Below are 17,710 nucleotides of genomic sequence, written 5' to 3'. Positions count from 1 at the left end.
GGGATGCCATGATGGGCGGCACGGTGCTGTTCGCGCTCGACGAGGACCCGCTCGGCGCGGGCGCCGCGGGCGGGCAACTGCGCAGGATCCGCGAGGAGGTGGAGGCCCACGGCCTCGAAGTGCGCTGGGCCCGCACCGGGGCCGACGCCGGGGCGGTCCTGCGGACCGAAGCCGGACTGGCGGCCGCCGTGGTGGCCTGGGACCTCCCGCCGGGAAGGCGCGGCCCCGCGGAGAAGGACCGGGAGAAGGACGGGAACGAGCCGGGCGGCGCGGCGGTGCTGCGCCGGATCGGACAGCGCTTCACCGACCTGCCCGTGCTCCTGGTGATGACCGACGGCGCCGACGACGACCTCGAACGGCTGCCCCTGTGGGTGGCGGAGACCGTCGTCGGCTACGTCTGGCCGCTGGAGGACACCCCCGCGTTCATCGCCGGACGGATCACCGGCGCGGCGCGCGCCTATCGCCAGTCGGTCCTCCCGCCGTTCTTCAAGGCGCTGCGCCGCTTCGACGACGCGCACGAGTACTCCTGGCACACCCCGGCCCACGCCGGCGGCGTGGCCTTCCTGAAGTCGCCCGTCGGACGCGCCTTCTTCGACCACTACGGGGAGCGGCTCTTCCGCAGCGACCTGTCGATCTCCGTCGAGGAGCTCGGCTCCCTCTACGAGCACACGGGCCCGATCGGCGAGGCCGAGCGCAACGCCGCCCGCATCTTCGGCGCCGACCGCACCTACTTCGTCCTCCACGGCAACTCCACCGCCGACCGCATGGTCGGCCACTACTGCGTCGCCCAGGACGAGATCGCCCTGGTGGACCGCAACTGCCACAAGTCCGTCCTCCACGGGCTCGTCCTCTCCGGCGCCCGCCCGGTCTACCTCGTGCCCACCCGCAACGGCTACGGACTGGCCGGCCCGCTGCCCCCGGCGGAGATCGGGGCGGCGTCCGTGGCCGGCCGCATCGCCCGCAACCCCCTCACCCCGGGCGCGGTGTCACCCCACGCCGAATACGCCGTCCTCACCAACTCCACCTACGACGGCCTGTGCTACGACGCGATCCGGGTCGCCCGCGAACTCGCCCCCAGCACCCCGCGCGTCCACTTCGACGAGGCGTGGTTCGCCTACGCGCGCTTCCACCCCCTCTACGCGGGGCGCTACGGGATGTCCGTCGGCCCCGACACCTTCGACGGGCCCGACCGTCCCACGGTCTTCTCCACCCAGTCCACGCACAAATTGCTGGCGGCGCTGTCGCAAAGCGCGATGGTCCACGTCAAGCCGTCACCGAGGGCACCGGTCGAACACGAGCGGTTCAACGAGGCGTTCATGATGCACGGCACGACCTCGCCGCTCTACCCGGCCATCGCCTCCCTGGACGTGGCGGCCGGGATGATGGACGGGCCGCAGGGCCACTGGCTGGTCGACGAGGCGGTCACCGAGGCGATCCGCTTCCGCCAGGCCGTCGTCCGTACCGGGCGGCGCGTCGCGGCGGCCGGCGACCGCCCCGCCTGGTTCTTCGGCGCCTGGCAGCCCCCGGCCGTCACCGACCCGGCGACCGGCGAGCGTTACGACTTCGCCGACGCCCCCGCCGAACTGCTGCGCTCGCACGCCTCGTGCTGGGACCTGGAACCGGACGCCGACTGGCACGGCTTCCCCGGCCTCGCCGACGGCTACTGCCGGCTCGACCCGGTCAAGGTCACCCTCACCTGCCCCGGCATCGACGCCACCGGCGCCTGGGCGGAGTGGGGCATCCCGGCCCGGGTCCTGACGGCCTACCTCGCGACCCGCAACATCGTCGTGGAGAAGACCGACAGCTACACCACGCTCATCCTCTTCTCCATGGGCATCACCAAGGGCAAGTGGGGCACCCTGCTGGACGCCCTGATGGACTTCAAGGCGCTCCACGACGAGGACGCGCCCCTGGACCGCGTCCTGCCCGGCCTGATGGACCGGTACCCCCGCCGCTACACCGGCACGACCCTGCGCGAACTGTGCCGGTCGATGCACGACCACCTGCGCGAAGCGGACCTCGTCGGCCTCCTCGACACCGCCTTCCAGGAGCTGCCACGACCCGTCGTCCCGCCCCAGTGGTGCTACCAGCGCCTCATCCGCCAGGGCACCGAGCGCGTCCGCCTCGCCGACGCGGCGGACCGGGTGGCCGCGGCCATGGTCACCATCACCCCGCCCGGCATCCCGGTCCTGATGCCCGGCGAGTCCATCGGCGCCGCCGACGGCCCCCTGCTGCGCTACCTCGGCGCGCTCGAGTCCTTCGACCGCCGCTTCCCCGGCTTCCGCAGCGAGACCCACGGCGTCACCGTGGACGATGAGACCGGCGACTACGCGATCGAGTGCGTACGCCAGGACGAGGACATTCCCGCCTGTTGATGCCTAGGGTGCGGGTATGACCGCCACTTCCGTACCCGCACCCCCGCCCGGCGTCCCCGGTCACCACGGACGCACCGCACTCGTCACCGGAGCCGCGAGCGGCATAGGGGCGGCCTGCTCCTTACGGCTCGCGGCCGCCGGGGCCCACGTCCGCGCGCTGGACCGCGACGCGGCCGGCCTCGACGGGCTCGTCCGGCAGGCGCCGGGCCTCCCCGGGAGCATCGAGGCCGTGGTCCTCGACCTCACCGACCTCGACGCCGCCGAACAGGCCGCCGCCGGCGCCGACATCCTCGTCAACAACGCGGGCATCCAGCTCGTCCGACCCGTCGAGGACTTCCCGCCCGACGCCTTCCGCGCGATGCTCACCATCATGCTGGAAGCCCCCTTCCGGCTGATCCGAGGCGCCCTGCCGCACATGTACGAGCGGGGCTGGGGCCGCGTCGTCAACATCTCCTCCGTCCACGGACTGCGCGCCTCCGCCTACAAGTCCGCGTACGTCACCGCCAAGCACGGCCTCGAAGGGCTGTCGAAGACCGTGGCCCTCGAAGGCGCCGCGCACGGCGTCACCTCCAACTGCGTCAGCCCCGGCTACGTCCGCACCCCTCTCGTGGAGAAACAGCTCGCCGACCAGGCCGCCGCCCACTCGCTGCCCGTCGAGGACGTCCTGGCCGACGTCCTCCTGCGCGACACGGCGCTCAAGCGGCTCGTCGAGCCGGAGGAGGTGGCCGAGGCCGTCGCCTACCTCTGCGCGCCGCACTCCTCCTTCGTCACCGGCACCACCCTCGTCATGGACGGCGGCTGGACCGCCCACTGACGCGCGGGCGTAAGGTGGCCCGGACACGGGAGACGGAGGCGCCATGAACAGACAGGACGGGCCCCAACGGCCCTACGACGTCGTGCTTTTCGGAGCCACGGGGTTCGTCGGCGGGCTCACCGCCGAGTACCTGCTGGAACACGCGCCGACATCCTGCCGGCTGGCGCTCGCCGGGCGCGACCGGAAGAAGCTGGAACGGCTGCGGGAGCGGCTGGCGGCGGTGGACCCGGCGCGGGCCGCCGGGCTGGGGATCGTCACGGCCGACGCGTCCGACCCGGCGGCCGTGCGGGCGCTCGCGGAGTCCGCGCACGTCGTCGCGTCGACCGTCGGGCCGTACATCCACCACGGCGAGGAACTGGTGGCCGCGTGCGCGGAGGCAGGCACCGACTACACGGACCTCACGGGCGAGCCGGAGTTCGTGGACCTGATGTTCCTCCGCCACGGCGCGCGGGCCCGGGAGACCGGCGCGCGGATCGTCCACGCCTGCGGCTTCGACTCGCTGCCGCACGACCTGGGGGCGTACTTCACCGTGCGGCGGCTCCCGGAGGGCGTGCCGCTCACGGTCGACGGCTTCGTCCAGGCCATGGGGCTGGTCTCCGGCGGCACGCTCGCCTCGTCGCTGACGATCCTCTCCCGGCGGAACCGGGCGGCGGCCGCCGCCCGGGAGCGGCGGCGCCACGAACCCCGGCCGGCCGGGCGGCGGGTCGCGGCGCCGCTGGGCGCGCCGCGGTTCAGCAAGGAGACGGGCACGTGGGCGCTGCCGCTGCCCACGCTCGACCCGGTGGTCGTACGGCGCTCGGCCGAGGCGCTGGAACGTTACGGCCCCGACTTCCGCTACCGCCACTACGCGTCCGTGAAGACTCTGCCGATGGCACTGGCCGGGCCCGTCGCGGTGGGCGCGGCCGCGGCCCTGGCGCAGGTGCCGCCCGTCAGGTCGTGGCTGACGGCCCGGTACGGTCCCGGGCGCGGACCGGACGCGCGATGGCGGGAGCGCGGCTGGTTCCGGCTGCGGTTCGTGGGCGAGGGCGGCAGACGGCGGGTGTTCACCGAGCTCACGGGCGGCGACCCCGGCTACGGCGAGACCGCGAAGATGTTCGCCGAGGCGTCGCTGTGCCTGGCGCTGGACGACCTGCCGACGACGGCCGGACAGGTCACCCCCGCCGTGGCGATGGGCGACGCGCTACTGGAGCGGCTGGCGGCCGCGGGCCTCGCGTACCGCGTCAGGCACGCGCGCTGACGCGGTCCGCGCGCCGGGGCCGCCGGGCCCGGTTCAGCACTGGGGCCGACGGCCGTGGTTGGCCGCGTGCTTGCGGCGCTGCTTCTTCTTGCGACGGCGCTTCGAGGACATGACGCCTCCTCTCCGGGGGAGCTTCCGTTCCAGGGAGCTTCCGTCCAATTTATCCGCCTCGCGGATGGTTCGCTCGGTGATGGTGGTTCGAATCCGCCTTGGTCGGGTTTTCCGGTCATCTGCGAAGCTTGGGGCATGACGAAACGGTTCCGCTCGCCCCTCGCCCACTGGCCCGCCGTCGTGCCCGTCGTGGCCGCCGTCGTGCTGGCCCTGACCTGGGGACGGTCACTGTCCGTCGGGCTGGTGGTCGTCGTGAGCTGCTGCCTGGCCGGTGCGGTCCTCGCCGCCGTGCACCACGCGGAGGTGATCGCGCACCGGGTCGGTGAACCGTTCGGGTCACTGGTCCTGGCGGTCGCGGTGACGGTCATCGAAGTGGCGCTCATCGTCACGCTGATGGCCGACGGCGGCGAGAAGAGCAGCTCCCTGGCCCGGGACACCGTCTTCGCCGCCGTCATGATCACCTGCAATGGCATCGTCGGCCTGTCCCTGCTGGTGGGCGCCCTCCGGCGGCGGGTGGCGGTGTTCAACGCCGAGGGCACGGGCGCCGCCCTCGCGAGCGTCGCGACGCTCGCGGGCCTCAGCCTGGTCCTGCCGACCTTCACCACCAGCACCCCGGGGCCCCGGTTCTCCCCGCCCCAGCTCGTCTTCGCCGCGACCGCCGCCCTCATCCTCTACGGCCTGTTCGTCGCGACCCAGACCGTGCGCCACCGCGACTACTTCCTGCCCGTGACCGCCGAGGGCGAGGTCATCGACGGCGACGACCACGCCCACCCGCCCTCCACCCGCGTCGCCCTGGTCAGCCTCGGCCTGCTGGGCGTCGCCCTGGTCTCGGTGGTCGGCCTCGCCAAGGGCGTCTCGCCCACCATCGAGTCGGGCGTGGCGGCGGCCGGCCTGCCCGCCTCGGTCGTCGGCGTCGTCATCGCGCTGCTGGTGCTCCTCCCCGAGACGATCGCGGCCCTGCGCGCCGCCCGCCGCGACCGCGTCCAGACCAGCCTCAACCTCGGCCTGGGCTCGGCCATGGCCAGCATCGGGCTGACCATCCCCGCCGTCGCGGTGGCCTCGGTGTGGCTGGAGGGCCCGCTCGTCCTCGGCCTGGGCGCCACCCACATGGTGCTGCTCGTCCTCACCGTCGTCGTCGGCACCCTGACCGTCATCCCGGGCCGGGCCACCGTGCTCCAGGGCGGCCTCCACCTCTCGCTCCTGGCCGCCTACATCGAGCTCGCGGTCACTCCCTGACCGGGTGTGGGGGCGGCCCGGGCCGCCCCCACACGCCGTCTCAGTCCTCCGTCGTCCGGTGGTGGGCGTCGTGCGCCGGAACGGCCCGGCTGCCCGCGGCGATCAGGAGCGCCGCCACCGTCGTCAGCCCGATCCCGGTGCGCAGCGTGCTCGCCTCGGCGACGAACCCGATGACGACCGGGCCCACCAGCAGCCCCGAGTAGCCCATGGCCGACACCTGGGCGATGGCCGCGTCCGACCGTCCCGGCGCGACCGTCCCGGCCAGCGACATCGTCAGCGGGACGACCACGCACACCGCCAGGCCCGTCAGCGCGAACCCCGCGATCGCCACCGGGGCCGACCCGGCGGTGACGACCACCAGGACGCCCGCGGCCGTCGCCCCGCCCGCCGCCGCGAGCAGCGACCGGCCGCCGAGCCGGACGCGCAACCGGTCGCCGAACAGCCTGCCCGTGAGCGTCGCGAGCTCGAAGGCCGGGTAGGCGAGCGCGGCGAGCGCCTCGGAAGCGTGGAGGTCGCCGTGGAGGAGCAGACCGCTCCAGTCGGCGACCAGCCCCTCCAGCAGCAGGCCCAGGAACGAGATCGCGCCGATCACATAGACGCTCGCGGGCAGGCCCCGCCGCCCCTCGGACGTCTCCTCCTCGGCCGGCTCGTCCAGATACGTCCCGCCCACCGCCAGCGCGACCGGCAGCGCGCACACCGCCACGGCCACCACCGAGGCGGTGTACGAGACATGGAGGGCGGCCAGCAGCGCCGCCAGCAGGCCGCCCGTCACCGCCCCCGTGCTCCACCCGGCGTGCAGACCGTTCATCAGCGGCCGGCCGGAGAGCCGTTCGACCAGGCTGCCCTGGGCGTTCATCATCGTCTCGGCGACACCGGAGGTGACCCCGAAACAGGCGGCCGCCGCGAGCAGCAGCGGATAGCTGGGGCTGAGACCGAAGAGGCCCACCGCGACGGTGACCGCCGGGGCGCCGACGCGCAGCAGCGCCCGGTTGCCCACGGCGGCGACGAGCCAGCGCACGCACTGCATCGTCACCGTGGCCGCGACGCCCCAGGTGAGGATGAGTATCCCGACCTTTCCGGCGTCCAGCCCCAGTTTGGCGGCGAGCCCGGGGAGGCGTGCCACCAGGATGCCGTTGACCACGCCGGTCAGCGCGAAGGTGACGACGACCCCCGCGTGGGCCCGGCGCAGGGCGCCCGGCGGTACGCGTATGTCACTGCCGGCGGTGCTCACGACGCTCCCGCTTCCCGGCGTTCGGCGGGCAGTTGCAGGGTGACGCAGTGGATTCCGCCGTCGCCGAGGGCGAGGGCCCGGGCCTCCACGCCGACGACCTTGTGCTCCGGGAGGACGGCCGCGAGGGTGGCGAGCGCCCGCGCGTCCGCGTCGGTGCCGGCCAGGGGCACCACCACTCCGCCGTTGGCGATGTAGAAGTTGGTGTAGCTGACGCCCACGTCCTCGCCGTACGTGCGCACGGTCTGCCGGGGCGGCAGCTCGGTGATCTCCAGGCGGCGGCCGTGCGCGTCGGTGGCCGCCTCCAGGACGGCGAGGTTGGCCTTGAGTCGCGCGTGGTCCGGCCCGGCGGGGTCGCCCGGGGCCTCGACGACGACCCGCCCGGGCCCCACGAACTGGCACACGTGGTCGACGTGCCCGTCGGTGTCGCCTTCGAGATGGCCGTAGGGCAGCCAGATCACCTTCGTGGCACCGAGCAGGTGTCCCAGCTCGGCCTCCATGTCGTGCCGGTCCAGCCGGGGGTTGCGGTTGGGGTTGAGCAGGCACTGCTCGGTGGTGATGAGGGTGCCCTCGCCGTCGACGGTGACCGCCCCGCCCTCCAGCACCGTCATGCTGCCCCGGCGCGCCACGCCGAGCGCGCGCAGGAGCCGCTCGCCGGCCTTCTCGTCCTGGTCGTAGGGGAAGAACCGCTCGCCGAAGGAGTTGAACCGGAAGTCCACGCCGACGGGTTCGCCCGCCGGGCCGTGGACGAAGACCGGGCCGGAGGCCCTGAGCCAGGAGTCGTCCAGCGGGATCTCGACGGTGTCGATGTCCACGCCGCACAGCTCCCGCACCCGGCCGGCCCGCCCGGGCGGCACCACGACGGTGACGGGCTCGAACTCCGCGACGGCCCGTACCGTCGCCGCGTAGTCGCGCTCGGCGCCCTCGAAACCGTCACCCCACAGCGCCTCCCGGGTCGGCCACGCGATCAGGCAGGCCGCGTGCCGATGCCACTCCGCGGGCATCCGCAGTCGCTTCACAACACTTCTCCTCAGTCGAAAGGACGGCCGGTGAGCCGCCGTGGAGGGGCTCACCGGCCGGGTCCGGATCCGGCTAGGCCGTCACGGGAGCGAAGGACGTCACCGCCTCGTACGCCGCGTCCCAGTCGCCGTCGAAGCGGCCCGCGAGCACGTGCAGCCACCGCTCGACGCCGAAGGCCACGCACGAGGTGCTGGCCTGGACGCCGGACACCAGGATGTCGGCGCGTTCGCCGAAGAAGTTGCGGTGGTAGTTCACCGACGCGATGGCGAGCCCGCCGCCGCTGAGGAACTCCTCCTTGGTGGGGAAGAGCTTCTGCATCACGGCACGGGAGCCGTTCGCGTCGAAGAACGGGTCGGTGGCCGTCTCGGTCACCAGCTTCAGCCCGAGGTGGTCGGCGAACCGCAGGATGAGCGACTTGTGGGTGTCGAGGTGGTCCTTGACCGTCTCCGGGTCGCCGATGGCGATGATCTCCCGCATGGTGAAGCCGTGGAGGCGCCGCAGCCCGGTGTACTCGTTCTCGCGGCGGAAGCACTGCGCGATCGTCGTCAGCTTCACCGGCCGGTCCAGCCGGGCGCCCGCGAGGGCCGCGTAGGCGTTGTAGCAGGCCGCCGAGGGGAGCATCAGCCCGGCGTCGCCCAACTGATCGGCGCGCAGCCGCTCGTCGCGGGCGGCCGGGTGCCGGGGCAGCCCGCTCGTGTCCGAGGTGTCCACGGGGGCCGCCGCGAGCGCCAGGTGGGGGAAGTTGACGAAGTAGTCGAAGCGCGCCAGGTCCGCGACGCGGCTCAGCGGGGGATAGAGGACCTCGGCGGCACCGGCCGCGGCGGCCCAGCCGGTGAACACCGCGTCGAGGGCGGAGCGGAGCCGGACGGCGGTGGGGCCGAGGGTGACGAAGCCGTCGGCGACGTCGACCGGCGGGAAGAGATGGTCACCGGTCACTTCCGGCACCCCCGATCATCGCGTGGATGCGGTTGAGGGTCCGGAAGTTCTCCACGTCGATCGTGCCGGGATCGACGGGCGCCCCCGTGATCTCCTCCAGCAGGACGAGGAACTCGACGAACGCGAGCGAGTCGAGGATCCGCAGCTCGATGAGGTCCTGGTCCCAGTCGAGGGCGTCGGTGGCGTCGTTGGCGCGCCGGAGGAAGTCGACGACCTTCTCCATGGCCTCGTCCGTCTCCGCGGCCTTGTCACTTGCTGACGTCATTGCCGACCCCCCAAGCGGTCTGGAAAATCCCGGCTGCCACGAAGAACCTGTCGACGCGGGCCATCACCTTGCTGTGGAACGCCTCGCGCACCGGGTGCGTCATCGCCGCCCTGCGCGTCTCCAGCGCCTTCGGCATCCCCGAGTCGCGATAGGCGTGGGGGCTGTAGAGGCTGCGCACCGAGTACGTCATATAGGACTTGATGTAGTTCTCGATCTCCAGGCGGCGCTCGGGCCCCGCCTGGTCCTGCTCGCAGGCCCGCGCGTAGAGGTGCTTGAGCAGCTGCTTGCCGAACGCCACGTGCCGGCTCTCGTCGTGGTGGTGCACGGCGTGGATCTCCCGCAGGATCGCGGGGATCTCGGCGGACTTGCCCAGGCGGCTGTTGAAGTAGTCGAAGATCTCCTCGAAGATCAGGATCCTCGCGAAGACCACGACGTCCTCCCAGGCGGGGCCGAAGCCCTCGCCCCGCACCGGGGAGTACGCCTCCGGGTAGATCCCGCCCGCGTAGCGGTAGCAGAACTCGGCGAAGAACCACATGTGTGCGTTCTCCTCGCCGAGGAAGTGGTGGAGGTATTCGTTGTAGTCGGCGAAGTCGGGGGTGTGGATGCGCTGGGACACCCCGATCATCAGCTCGCGGATGCCGTGCACGTGGAGGCTGAAGAAGTTGACGGTCTCCCGGCGGGCGAGCGCCTTGAGGATCCTCTCGTCCTCGACCAGGCCCGTGCCGTGCGTGGTGAGGTACTCGGGGGTCATCCACCAGGAGTCCTCGGGGACCGTGTCGGGCCAGGAGAACCGGGTGTAGGGGTTGTAGTGGTCGTGCCGCGACTTCTCGGAGAGCCGCGCGAGCATGGCGCCGCTGCCGGCGTCGTTCATGGTGCACCTCTGACTGGCCGCCCGGAGGACGGCGGAGGATTCGCGATGGGTGGTGTTGCGTGGGGGATTCGGAAAGTCGGTGCGGCGGGTGGTGGTCAGCCGCCGGCGGCGGGCACGCGGCCGGCCGCGGTGAGGAGGGAGCTCTCCAGCGCCCGGAGGAAACCCTCGGTGTCCGCCGGCGCGAAGTGCGCGGCGTCGCAGGTCAGGGAGAACTCCATGGCGTCGCCGTCCTCGTCGACGACGAGGTAGAACGGCTCGCGCTCGGTGACCGGGAGCCAGGTGAGCGTGGAGTCGCCCAGCAGGTCCCGGGGGTCCGTTCCGGGGGAGAAGGGGACGGGTTCGGTCCGGCCGCGCTTGTCGTTGAAGCAGTGGGAGAGCCGCAGCGGGGCGTCGGGCCCGTCCCCGAGGCGGCCGAGCAGCTCGGTCAGGGCGTCGGTGGCGCAGCCCGCGTTCCGGTAGGCGATCATCGACGCCCGCCACGAGCGCTTGACGACCTCGAAGACGTCCGCCGCGCCGGTGACGTCGACGGAGAAGTACGCCTCCTGCATCAGGGTCGCGACCATGTGCCGCAGGTCCCGGTCGAAGCGCTGGGAGCTGGTGAGGAGGAGGTCCACGGTGCCGCTGCCGGTCCGCTCGGCGAGCAGCGCGGCCGCGCAGCCGAGGACGACCGAGGTGGTGCTCAGGCCCATGTGCCGGGCGACGACGCCGGTGGCGAGGTTCGCGGCGGGGGAGCGCAGGGCGGCCCGGTGGTGCCGGGGGCCGGCCGTGGGTGTGCCGAGCGCCGGGGGCAGGGGCAGGAGCGGCCGGCCGCCGAAGGTCGTCTCGATGTGGCGCAGGGTGCGCGCGCCCCGGGCGACGCCCTCGGGCGATGCCTGGCGGTTCGCGAGGTCGGCCGGGCGCGGCGCGCCGTCGGCGAGCGGGGGCAGGGTCCCGCCGTCGCGGAAATAAGCGCGGACCTCCCGGAGCAGGGCGCCGAGCCCGAACCAGTCGACGGCCATGTGCGAGAACGCGTAGACGGCCGCGCGGACGTCGCCGCCGGAGACGACCAGCCCGATCCGTACGGGCAGTTCGTCGGCGTAGGAGAAGGACCGGGAGGCGAAGTCCTCGCGGAACGCGGCGGCCGGCCCGGCGACGTCCGTCCCGTCCGTGTGCGCCACCGCGACAGGGACGCTTCCCTCGCGCAGCACCCGTTGGAAGACCCGTCCGTGCCGGTCGCGCGGGAAGAGCGTGCGCAGCGCCTCGTGGCGCGAGACGAAGAAGGAGACGGCCCGCAGGCAGCGGTCCTCGTCCAGGCGCGTGCCGTCCGGGACGTCGATGACGCCCACCACGTTGTAGACGTGGTCCTCGGGTGCCGCGTCCTCGATGAGGGACCAGATCTCCTGTTGGCTCCAGGTGAGGCCGGCCTCGACGCTCCGCGTGCCCGTGAAGGCCGCCTGTTTTCGTTCGGGGTTCACCGGGCGGGTTCCTCCGCCGCGGCGTCGGTGGAGCCGTGTGCCGCCGGGTCGTGCAGTCGTGAGATCACGTCGTCGTTCCGTCCCCGTGTCGGCGCCGCTTGTCATGAGCATTCCTGCCGGATCGGCAGGTTGATCATTATTGGGGAGCGGTACCGGCGGCACAAGACTTCTCGCGCACTTGATCGTTGAGGGGAGATCGTCCGGGGGACCGTCCGGCTCACTCCGGATAGCGGCCGGTGCGCACCCACTCCTCGATCGGCGGCCGGTCGCCCAGGCCGACGTACTCGACGCGCGCGCCCAGCAGATCGGGGGCGGTGATCACGGCGAACGGGGTGGCGCCCGGCCCGGAGCGGAAGTAGGCGTCCACACCGATGCCCTGCCGCCGCAGCCGTTCGAGCCGGGCGTCCATGTCGGGCTCCCAGACGCCGTAGTAGAGGATCCTTCCGCAGTGGGCGGCCGAGATGATGCCGTCCCCGGCGGCCTGGATGAGCTCGTAGTAGGGCGCCCCCGTGCGGGAGAACACGGCCGTCAGCTCGGCCGGGTGCGGGTCCGGGTCCTCCAGCCGGGGGATCCGGAAGACGTGCGGCTCGGTGAACTCGATGCCCAGCACGTCGGAGTGGAGGGCCACCGCCTTCTCCAGGTCGGGCACCACCATGCCCACGTGGAACAGGGAATCCGGCACGGAGTCCGGCACCGGCACCACGCCCCGGTACGTGGTGACCTTCGGGAATTCCGTCAGACAGGCCAGCAACCGGGGCAGGAATTCCCGGAGATGACGCGAACCCTGATGGGCCTCCAGCGCCGCCGCGTCACGGTACTCCTCGATGACCAGGCGGCGCAGCGGCGATTCCTCGGTGCGGACGTAGTCGAAACGCAGACAGCCCGGCTCGCTCTCCAATATGGCCGCGCGCAATCCGGCCATCACGGCGTCGAGTTCCTCTTCCCGGCCCGGCACGACCTGCTGCTCGGCTATCACGGTGATCATGCGGATTCCCCCTTGAACTCCGGTAGGGAACCGAGTGAAGCAGCGGCCCGGTGGCCCGGCAAATAAGGAGAGGTCGCAGGGGGCATCGCCCGCTGAATATCCGCATTTCCGCGGTCGTCCGCCGCCGGGCGGGTCAGGCGGAGCGCGCCACACCGGTGAACGACGCCTCCGCCGCCCAGGGCGCGTTGCGGCGGGCCAGGGAGACCAGGGCCGTCAGGGAGCGCTCGGCCGGGCCGAGCCCCGTGCGCCAGCGGGCCTCGATGCTGACCGGTTCCAGCCCTTGCCGGACGTCCAGTTCGACCAGCTCGCCCGTCTCCAGGTCCTGCCGGACGGCGAGGTGGGGGAGGAGCGCGATGCCCCGGCCGTGGGCGGCGAGGCGGCGGAGCGCGGCGAGGGAGCCGGTGACCATGCCCAGCCGGGCGCGCGGGGCCAGGTCCCGGCCGAAGCGGTCGACGAGCATCTGCGAGGTGCAGCCCGCCTCGGCCACCAGGAACTCCTCCTCGAGCAGCTCCTCCGGGGCGAGCCCCCGGACCCGGGCCAGGCGGTGCCCGGGGCCCGCGACCGCGACGGTCCGGTCGTGGCCCACCACGGAGCACGGGCCGCTGCCCGGAGCCCCGTTGTCGAACAGGAAGACCAGGTCCAGCCGCCCGGCGGCCAGCTCCTCCTGGAGCACGCCCCGCCCCGCCACCCTCAGCCGCACCTCCGCCGCCCCGGTGCCCGGACCCGCCGCCCCGCGCCCGAACGCCGCGAGGATGTCCGGCAGCCACTCCACCGCGAGCGACTCCAGCGCCCCCAGCCGCAGCCGCGGCGCCCGGTCGCCGACCGCGCGCCGCATCCGCTCCTCCAGCTCCAGCGCCTCCCGCGCGTACGGCAGCAGCAGCCGTCCCGCCTCGGTGAGGGTGGTGCCGGTCGGCGAGCGGCGCAGCACCTCCGCGTCCAACTCCCGCTCCAGCCGCCGCAGCTGGACGCTGAGCGTGGACTGCGCGTAGCCGAGGGCGGCGGCCGCCGCCGAGATCCCGCCCGCGTCCACGACCGCCACGAAGGCCCTGAGATAGCGAGAGTCCATGGCCCCCAGCATGCCATCGGGAAGTCCGATGGGGCCATCGAAGAACCGGCCTGGCCGGATGTCCCCCGGACCGCGAGCCTTGGGGCCATGTCGACAACGAATGACAGAGCCGCGCGGATCCCGCCGACGGCGTCCGGAACGAAGCACGCCGCGACGCGCCCGGCCGGCCGGGGCCTGCTCTTCGCCGGGGTCGTCGCCGGCAACTTCCTGGTCCTCCTGGACACTTCGATCCTCAACGTGGCGCTCCCGGACGTCCGGGAGGACCTCGGTGCCCCGGCGGCCGCCCTGCCCTGGGCGGTCGACGCCTACACCGTCGTCTTCGCCGGACTGCTGCTCGTGGCCGGCGTCGTCTCCGACCGCTTCGGGCCCCGGCGGGTCTACCGCACGGCGCTCGTCGCCTTCGGCGCGATCTCGCTGCTCAGTGCCCTGGCCCCCGACGTGGGGACCCTGATCGCCGGACGGGCGCTGCTGGGCGTCGCGGCGGCCGGGCTGGTGCCCGCCTCGCTGGCGCTGCTGGCCCGGCTCCACCCCGACCCCAAGGAGCGGATGCGGGCGGTGGGTTCCTGGGCGGCGCTCAGCAGCGTCGGGCTGATCGCGGGCCCGGTGCTGGGCGGCCTGCTCGTGGACCAGGGCGGCTGGCGGCTGGTGTTCCTCGTCAACCCGCCGATCGCCCTCCTCGCCCTGCTGGCCGCCCGCCGGCTCAGCGGGGAGCGGCCCGAGTCCGCCGCCCGGCCCGACCGCGCCGGAATGCTGCTGTCGGTGCTCGCCCTGGGCACCCTCGCCTACGGCCTGATCGCGGCCGGCACGGACGGCTGGGGACGGCCGCTGCCGCTCGCGGCGCTGGGCGTCGCGGCGGTCGCCCTGCTCCTGCTGGCGCTCGCCGAGCGGCGCGCCGAGGCCCCCGCCCTGCCGCCCGCGCTGACCGGCCTGCCCCGGGTCCGCGCCGACCTGGTGGCCGGAGGGATGGCGTCCTTCCTCTTCTACGGGCTGCTGTTCGCCCTCACCCAGTGGCTCGTCGACGAACGCGGGCTCTCGCCCCTGAGGACCGGGCTGGCGTTCCTGCCGATGACCCTGCCCATGTGCTTCATGCCGTACTTCACCGGCCGCATCGTGGCGCGCTGGGGCGCCCGGCCGGTGCTGTACGCGGGGCTGGGGCTGGACGCCGCCGCGGGCACGGCGCTCGCGTTCTGCTCGCAGGACTCCCCGTTCGCCCTGATCACCGTCGCGCAGGTGCTGCTGGCCTTCGGCTCGACCCTGGCCATCCCGGGAGCCACGGCCGACATGGCGGCCGCCGCCCCCGCCCGGTACGCCGCCACCGGCCAGGGTGCGCTCAACGCCTGCCGGCAGGCGGGCGCCGCGCTGGGCGTCGCGGTCCTGGGCACCCAGGCCACCCTCCACGCCTCGGGCGTCACGCTGGCCGTCGGCGCCGTCCTCTCGCTGGCCCTGGTGGCCGCGGCCCGTCCGAAGCCCGCGTGAGCACACATGCGGCGACGGGTACGGCTCAGCCCCACAGCGGCGCCTTCAGCAGCAACCGGCCGTGCACCAGCTGGACGTGAGGCTGGTGCCGGCCGCCCGCGCGGGTGGTGAGGTAGATGGTGTTGATCGGCGGGATCTCCGGCTCCAGCAGCGGCACCACCTCACCGCGCGCCAGTTCGTCCCCGCACAGGTACGTGGGCAGGACGGAGATTCCCGCGGAGGCACGCACGGCCGCCAGGACGCCCCGCAGATCGGGCACCACCACGGCGGGCACCGTCCCGGGCGTGGCGTCGAAGACGCTGCTCCAGTAGCGACGCACGATGGGCAGCGACTCCGCGTAGGCGATGACCGGGTACTTCTCCAGCACGGCGGGGCCCTCGCCGGCCAGCCGGTCCAGCGGGATCTCCGCGCGCAGCCCGGGCGAGGCGAGCAGCACGAACTCCTCGTCGAAGAGCGCGATCGCCGAGAACGCCCGCGACCGCGGCCGCTTGGTGGACAGCACCAGGTCGAACCGGCCGTCCGACAGCTCCTGGAGCAGCGCGTCGGCCGGCCCGAACCCGCACCGCAGCCGCACCCCGCCGCGCACGAGCTCGCCGACGGCGGGCAGCACCCGGGTGGTGAGCAGCTCGTTGGGCCCGCCGAGGAACACGGGCCGGTCCGCCACCGCCTGGGAACAGCCGGTGAGCCGGTCGGTGACCAGCCCCAGGGTGTCGATGGGCGACTCCACCTCGCGGATGAGGGTCTCGGCCGCCGGAGTGGGACGCGCCCCTTCCGGCATTCTCTCGAAGAGCTGTCTGCCCAGCTTCGTCTCCAGCGCCCGGATCTGCTGGGTGACCGCCGGCTGGGACAGCCCGAGCTCCCGCGCGGCCCGGGTGAACGAACCGCGCCGGTAGACGAAGACGAAGGTACGGAGCCACCCCAGCTGCATGGACTGCATCGGCCTGTCTCCCCCGTGATGACGCCGACAGTACGTTCGCTGTTCGCACTTAAAGATGCTCGGGGGCGGTGAGGCGTTGCGGCGGAGGCCGAGCTTGTGGCTACGGCATACGGAAGCACCAGCTCCCCGGGGAGCTGGTGCTTCGCGTTCGCGCGGCCCGGTCCCGGGCGGTGGCGCGCCCTCGCTAGGCCCGCAGGGCGGCCAGCGCGAGCCGGGCCACCTTGACGGCCGAGGCGGGGTTCTGCCCCGTCACCAGGCGGCCGTCGGCGACGGCGTGCTCGGTGAAGTCCGGGGCCTTGGAGAACTTCGCGCCCCGCCGCGTCAGCGTGGTCTCCAGCGGGAACGGCACCACGTCGGTCAGCCCGACGGCCGCCTCCTCGTCGTCGGTGAACGACGAGACCTGTTTGCCCTCGACGAGGTGCGTCCCGTCGGAGAGCCTCAGCCCCACCAGCCCGGCCGGCCCGTGGCACACCGCGGCCACCACGCCGCCGCGCTCGTACACCCGGGCGCCGAGCGCGGCCAGGGCGGTGTCGTGGGGGAAGTCCCACATGGCGCCGTGCCCGCCCGCGTAGTAGAGGACGTCCACGGCTTCGGGGTCCACGCGGTCCGCGGTGGGGGTCTCGCTCAGGGCGCGTCGCGTCGCGGGGTCGGCGAGGAATTCGGCGACGACGGTGTCGTCCGGCTTCACCCCGTCCCTGGGCGGGGCGCCGCCCTGCACCGAGACGAAGCCGATCTCGCAGCCCGCCTCCGCGAACACCCGGGCGGGGTGGGCGACCTCCGGTACGTAGAAGCCGGTGGTGCGACCCGTGTCGCCCAGCCTCCCGTGGCTGGTGAGGGCGAACAGAACCTTGACGGTCATGACAGCGGTCTTCCTCTCGCTCGCGTGTCCGATGGTGGCCGTGGCGGGCATCATGCCGAAAGCCCGCCCAGTTCCGGCAGATAGAGACGGGCCACCCGCCGCCGCAGCGACTTCCGTACGTCGTCGGCGGTGTGGTAGCCCCAGTAGGCCCACAGGGCGCGGGCGCCGGTGTCCCGCACCTGGAGGGCGTTGCGCAGGTTGTCGTCGACGAACGTGGCGTGCTCGGGCCGCAGCCCGTCCTCGGCCACCAGCTCCAGCACGGCGGCGCGCTTGTCGGCGCACTCGCCGACCACCGACACCACCGCTCCACCGAGCCCGTGGTGGGCGAGGATCTCCCGCACGGACGTCTCGTCCTTCGCGGTGACGATGCTGACGCGTCCCGCGTGCCGCTCCAGCAGGCCGCGGATCCCGGGGTAGAGCCGGTGCATCCCCAGCCACTCGGCGCGGTGCCGGCGGCGCAGCTCGGCCCGGAGCGCGGTGGCCCCCGCGACCAGCCGCTCCCGCCGTCCGTCCGGGATGGCGGCGAAGAGGGCGTCGAACTCCTCCTGCCCCCCGATGCGTTCGCTGCGGGGGTCGAGGGCCACCATGAAGTGGTCCAGCAGCCGGGAGTGCCGGCGCACGGCCCGGAAGCGGTCGAGGAACGCCGGGGCGAGCCCGGCGGCCAGCTCGGCCGGGGACTTCGCGGCGGTGGCCGCGACACCGTCCCCGGCGTGGCGGGTGACGACCGCGCACTCCTCGAAGGCGTCGCAGACGACACCGTCGAAGTCGAGTATCAGCATGGCTGTGCTCCTTGCTCCTTCGTGGGCGCGCGGGGACGGGCGGGGGTTCTGGGACGGAACG

Annotated in this window: 17 protein-coding genes; 5 read left to right on the top strand and 12 right to left on the bottom strand. The window is 73.4% G+C overall.

What is annotated here, in order from left to right; all coding sequences use genetic code 11:
- Positions 1-8: 8 nt before the first annotated feature.
- The 3 genes from IE096_RS07600 to IE096_RS07590 are packed head-to-tail and all read left to right on the top strand — an operon-like array spanning position 9 to position 4,426.
- The gene (locus tag IE096_RS07600) at positions 9-2,375 is read left to right on the top strand and encodes an Orn/Lys/Arg family decarboxylase (RefSeq protein WP_189449962.1); all 2,367 of its coding nucleotides are present in this window, start codon (positions 9-11) and stop codon (positions 2,373-2,375) included.
- A gap of 16 nt (positions 2,376-2,391) precedes the next feature.
- Positions 2,392-3,189, top strand: coding sequence for a 3-hydroxybutyrate dehydrogenase (locus IE096_RS07595; RefSeq protein ID WP_189449960.1), 798 nt, complete (start codon positions 2,392-2,394; stop codon positions 3,187-3,189).
- A gap of 43 nt (positions 3,190-3,232) precedes the next feature.
- A complete protein-coding gene (locus tag IE096_RS07590) occupies positions 3,233-4,426 on the top strand; it encodes a saccharopine dehydrogenase family protein (RefSeq protein WP_189449958.1) in 1,194 nt (397 codons plus the stop codon).
- A 33-nt stretch (positions 4,427-4,459) separates the two neighbouring features.
- Here the strand turns inward: IE096_RS07590 and IE096_RS32265 are convergent, their stop codons facing one another.
- Positions 4,460-4,537, bottom strand: coding sequence for a hypothetical protein (locus tag IE096_RS32265; protein ID WP_472926819.1), 78 nt, complete (start codon positions 4,535-4,537; stop codon positions 4,460-4,462).
- A gap of 135 nt (positions 4,538-4,672) precedes the next feature.
- Here IE096_RS32265 and IE096_RS07585 point away from each other — a divergent pair, with 135 nt between their 5' ends.
- On the top strand, positions 4,673-5,773 hold the full coding sequence (locus IE096_RS07585) for a calcium:cation antiporter (protein WP_189449957.1): 1,101 nt from the start codon (positions 4,673-4,675) through the stop codon (positions 5,771-5,773).
- Between the two features lie 40 nt (positions 5,774-5,813).
- On the opposite strand, the gene IE096_RS07580 is transcribed toward IE096_RS07585, so the two are convergent.
- The 8 genes from IE096_RS07580 to IE096_RS07545 all read right to left on the bottom strand — a co-directional run bounded on the left by IE096_RS07580 (position 5,814) and on the right by IE096_RS07545 (position 13,598).
- Positions 5,814-7,004: an MFS transporter gene (locus IE096_RS07580; RefSeq protein ID WP_189449956.1), complete on the bottom strand. Its 1,191-nt coding sequence runs from the start codon at positions 7,002-7,004 to the stop codon at positions 5,814-5,816.
- The gene (locus tag IE096_RS07575) at positions 7,001-8,020 is read right to left on the bottom strand and encodes an agmatine deiminase family protein (RefSeq protein ID WP_189449955.1); all 1,020 of its coding nucleotides are present in this window, start codon (positions 8,018-8,020) and stop codon (positions 7,001-7,003) included. The genes IE096_RS07580 and IE096_RS07575 overlap by 4 nt, the downstream gene beginning before the upstream one ends.
- A 73-nt stretch (positions 8,021-8,093) precedes the next feature.
- The gene (locus tag IE096_RS07570) at positions 8,094-8,957 is read right to left on the bottom strand and encodes an aminoacyl--tRNA ligase-related protein (protein WP_189449954.1); all 864 of its coding nucleotides are present in this window, start codon (positions 8,955-8,957) and stop codon (positions 8,094-8,096) included.
- Complete coding sequence (locus IE096_RS07565) at positions 8,947-9,222, bottom strand: phosphopantetheine-binding protein (protein ID WP_229820029.1); 276 nt, start codon at positions 9,220-9,222, stop codon at positions 8,947-8,949. The genes IE096_RS07570 and IE096_RS07565 overlap by 11 nt, the downstream gene beginning before the upstream one ends.
- Complete coding sequence (locus IE096_RS07560) at positions 9,206-10,093, bottom strand: diiron oxygenase (protein WP_189449953.1); 888 nt, start codon at positions 10,091-10,093, stop codon at positions 9,206-9,208. The genes IE096_RS07565 and IE096_RS07560 overlap by 17 nt, the downstream gene beginning before the upstream one ends.
- A 95-nt stretch (positions 10,094-10,188) precedes the next feature.
- Positions 10,189-11,547: a condensation domain-containing protein gene (locus IE096_RS07555; protein ID WP_189449952.1), complete on the bottom strand. Its 1,359-nt coding sequence runs from the start codon at positions 11,545-11,547 to the stop codon at positions 10,189-10,191.
- A gap of 217 nt (positions 11,548-11,764) precedes the next feature.
- Positions 11,765-12,532, bottom strand: coding sequence for an antibiotic biosynthesis monooxygenase (locus IE096_RS07550; RefSeq protein ID WP_189449950.1), 768 nt, complete (start codon positions 12,530-12,532; stop codon positions 11,765-11,767).
- A 133-nt stretch (positions 12,533-12,665) separates the two neighbouring features.
- Complete coding sequence (locus tag IE096_RS07545; RefSeq protein ID WP_189449948.1) at positions 12,666-13,598, bottom strand: LysR family transcriptional regulator; 933 nt, start codon at positions 13,596-13,598, stop codon at positions 12,666-12,668.
- Positions 13,599-13,685: 87 nt separating this feature from the next.
- Here IE096_RS07545 and IE096_RS07540 point away from each other — a divergent pair, with 87 nt between their 5' ends.
- On the top strand, positions 13,686-15,074 hold the full coding sequence (locus IE096_RS07540) for an MFS transporter (RefSeq protein ID WP_189449947.1): 1,389 nt from the start codon (positions 13,686-13,688) through the stop codon (positions 15,072-15,074).
- Between the two features lie 25 nt (positions 15,075-15,099).
- On the opposite strand, the gene IE096_RS07535 is transcribed toward IE096_RS07540, so the two are convergent.
- The 3 genes from IE096_RS07535 to IE096_RS07525 all read right to left on the bottom strand — a co-directional run bounded on the left by IE096_RS07535 (position 15,100) and on the right by IE096_RS07525 (position 17,649).
- The gene (locus IE096_RS07535) at positions 15,100-16,011 is read right to left on the bottom strand and encodes a LysR family transcriptional regulator (protein WP_229820028.1); all 912 of its coding nucleotides are present in this window, start codon (positions 16,009-16,011) and stop codon (positions 15,100-15,102) included.
- Positions 16,012-16,195: 184 nt separating this feature from the next.
- Complete coding sequence (locus IE096_RS07530; RefSeq protein WP_189449944.1) at positions 16,196-16,870, bottom strand: type 1 glutamine amidotransferase domain-containing protein; 675 nt, start codon at positions 16,868-16,870, stop codon at positions 16,196-16,198.
- 50 nt (positions 16,871-16,920) lie between these two features.
- The gene (locus IE096_RS07525) at positions 16,921-17,649 is read right to left on the bottom strand and encodes an HAD family hydrolase (protein ID WP_189449943.1); all 729 of its coding nucleotides are present in this window, start codon (positions 17,647-17,649) and stop codon (positions 16,921-16,923) included.
- Positions 17,650-17,710: the final 61 nt, after the last annotated feature.

It is taken from the genome of Streptomyces abikoensis (genome assembly GCF_014648775.1).
In the GTDB taxonomy this organism is placed as follows: domain Bacteria; phylum Actinomycetota; class Actinomycetes; order Streptomycetales; family Streptomycetaceae; genus Streptomyces; species Streptomyces abikoensis.
Note: the sequence above shows the minus strand (reverse complement) of the source record. Positions and strands in the feature narration are given on the sequence as shown.

Bases quoted from the DNA above. Each gene is read 5' to 3' on its own strand.
- IE096_RS07600 (WP_189449962.1), top strand. From the start codon at position 9: ATGATGGGCGGCACGGTGCTGTTCGCGCTCGACGAGGACCCGCTCGGC.
- IE096_RS07595 (WP_189449960.1), top strand. From the start codon at position 2,392: ATGACCGCCACTTCCGTACCCGCACCCCCGCCCGGCGTCCCCGGTCAC.
- IE096_RS07590 (WP_189449958.1), top strand. From the start codon at position 3,233: ATGAACAGACAGGACGGGCCCCAACGGCCCTACGACGTCGTGCTTTTC.
- IE096_RS32265 (WP_472926819.1), bottom strand. From the start codon at position 4,537: ATGTCCTCGAAGCGCCGTCGCAAGAAGAAGCAGCGCCGCAAGCACGCG.
- IE096_RS07585 (WP_189449957.1), top strand. From the start codon at position 4,673: ATGACGAAACGGTTCCGCTCGCCCCTCGCCCACTGGCCCGCCGTCGTG.
- IE096_RS07565 (WP_229820029.1), bottom strand. From the start codon at position 9,222: ATGACGTCAGCAAGTGACAAGGCCGCGGAGACGGACGAGGCCATGGAG.
- IE096_RS07560 (WP_189449953.1), bottom strand. From the start codon at position 10,093: ATGAACGACGCCGGCAGCGGCGCCATGCTCGCGCGGCTCTCCGAGAAG.
- IE096_RS07550 (WP_189449950.1), bottom strand. From the start codon at position 12,532: ATGATCACCGTGATAGCCGAGCAGCAGGTCGTGCCGGGCCGGGAAGAG.
- IE096_RS07545 (WP_189449948.1), bottom strand. From the start codon at position 13,598: ATGGACTCTCGCTATCTCAGGGCCTTCGTGGCGGTCGTGGACGCGGGC.
- IE096_RS07540 (WP_189449947.1), top strand. From the start codon at position 13,686: ATGTCGACAACGAATGACAGAGCCGCGCGGATCCCGCCGACGGCGTCC.
- IE096_RS07535 (WP_229820028.1), bottom strand. From the start codon at position 16,011: ATGCAGTCCATGCAGCTGGGGTGGCTCCGTACCTTCGTCTTCGTCTAC.
- IE096_RS07530 (WP_189449944.1), bottom strand. From the start codon at position 16,870: ATGACCGTCAAGGTTCTGTTCGCCCTCACCAGCCACGGGAGGCTGGGC.
- IE096_RS07525 (WP_189449943.1), bottom strand. From the start codon at position 17,649: ATGCTGATACTCGACTTCGACGGTGTCGTCTGCGACGCCTTCGAGGAG.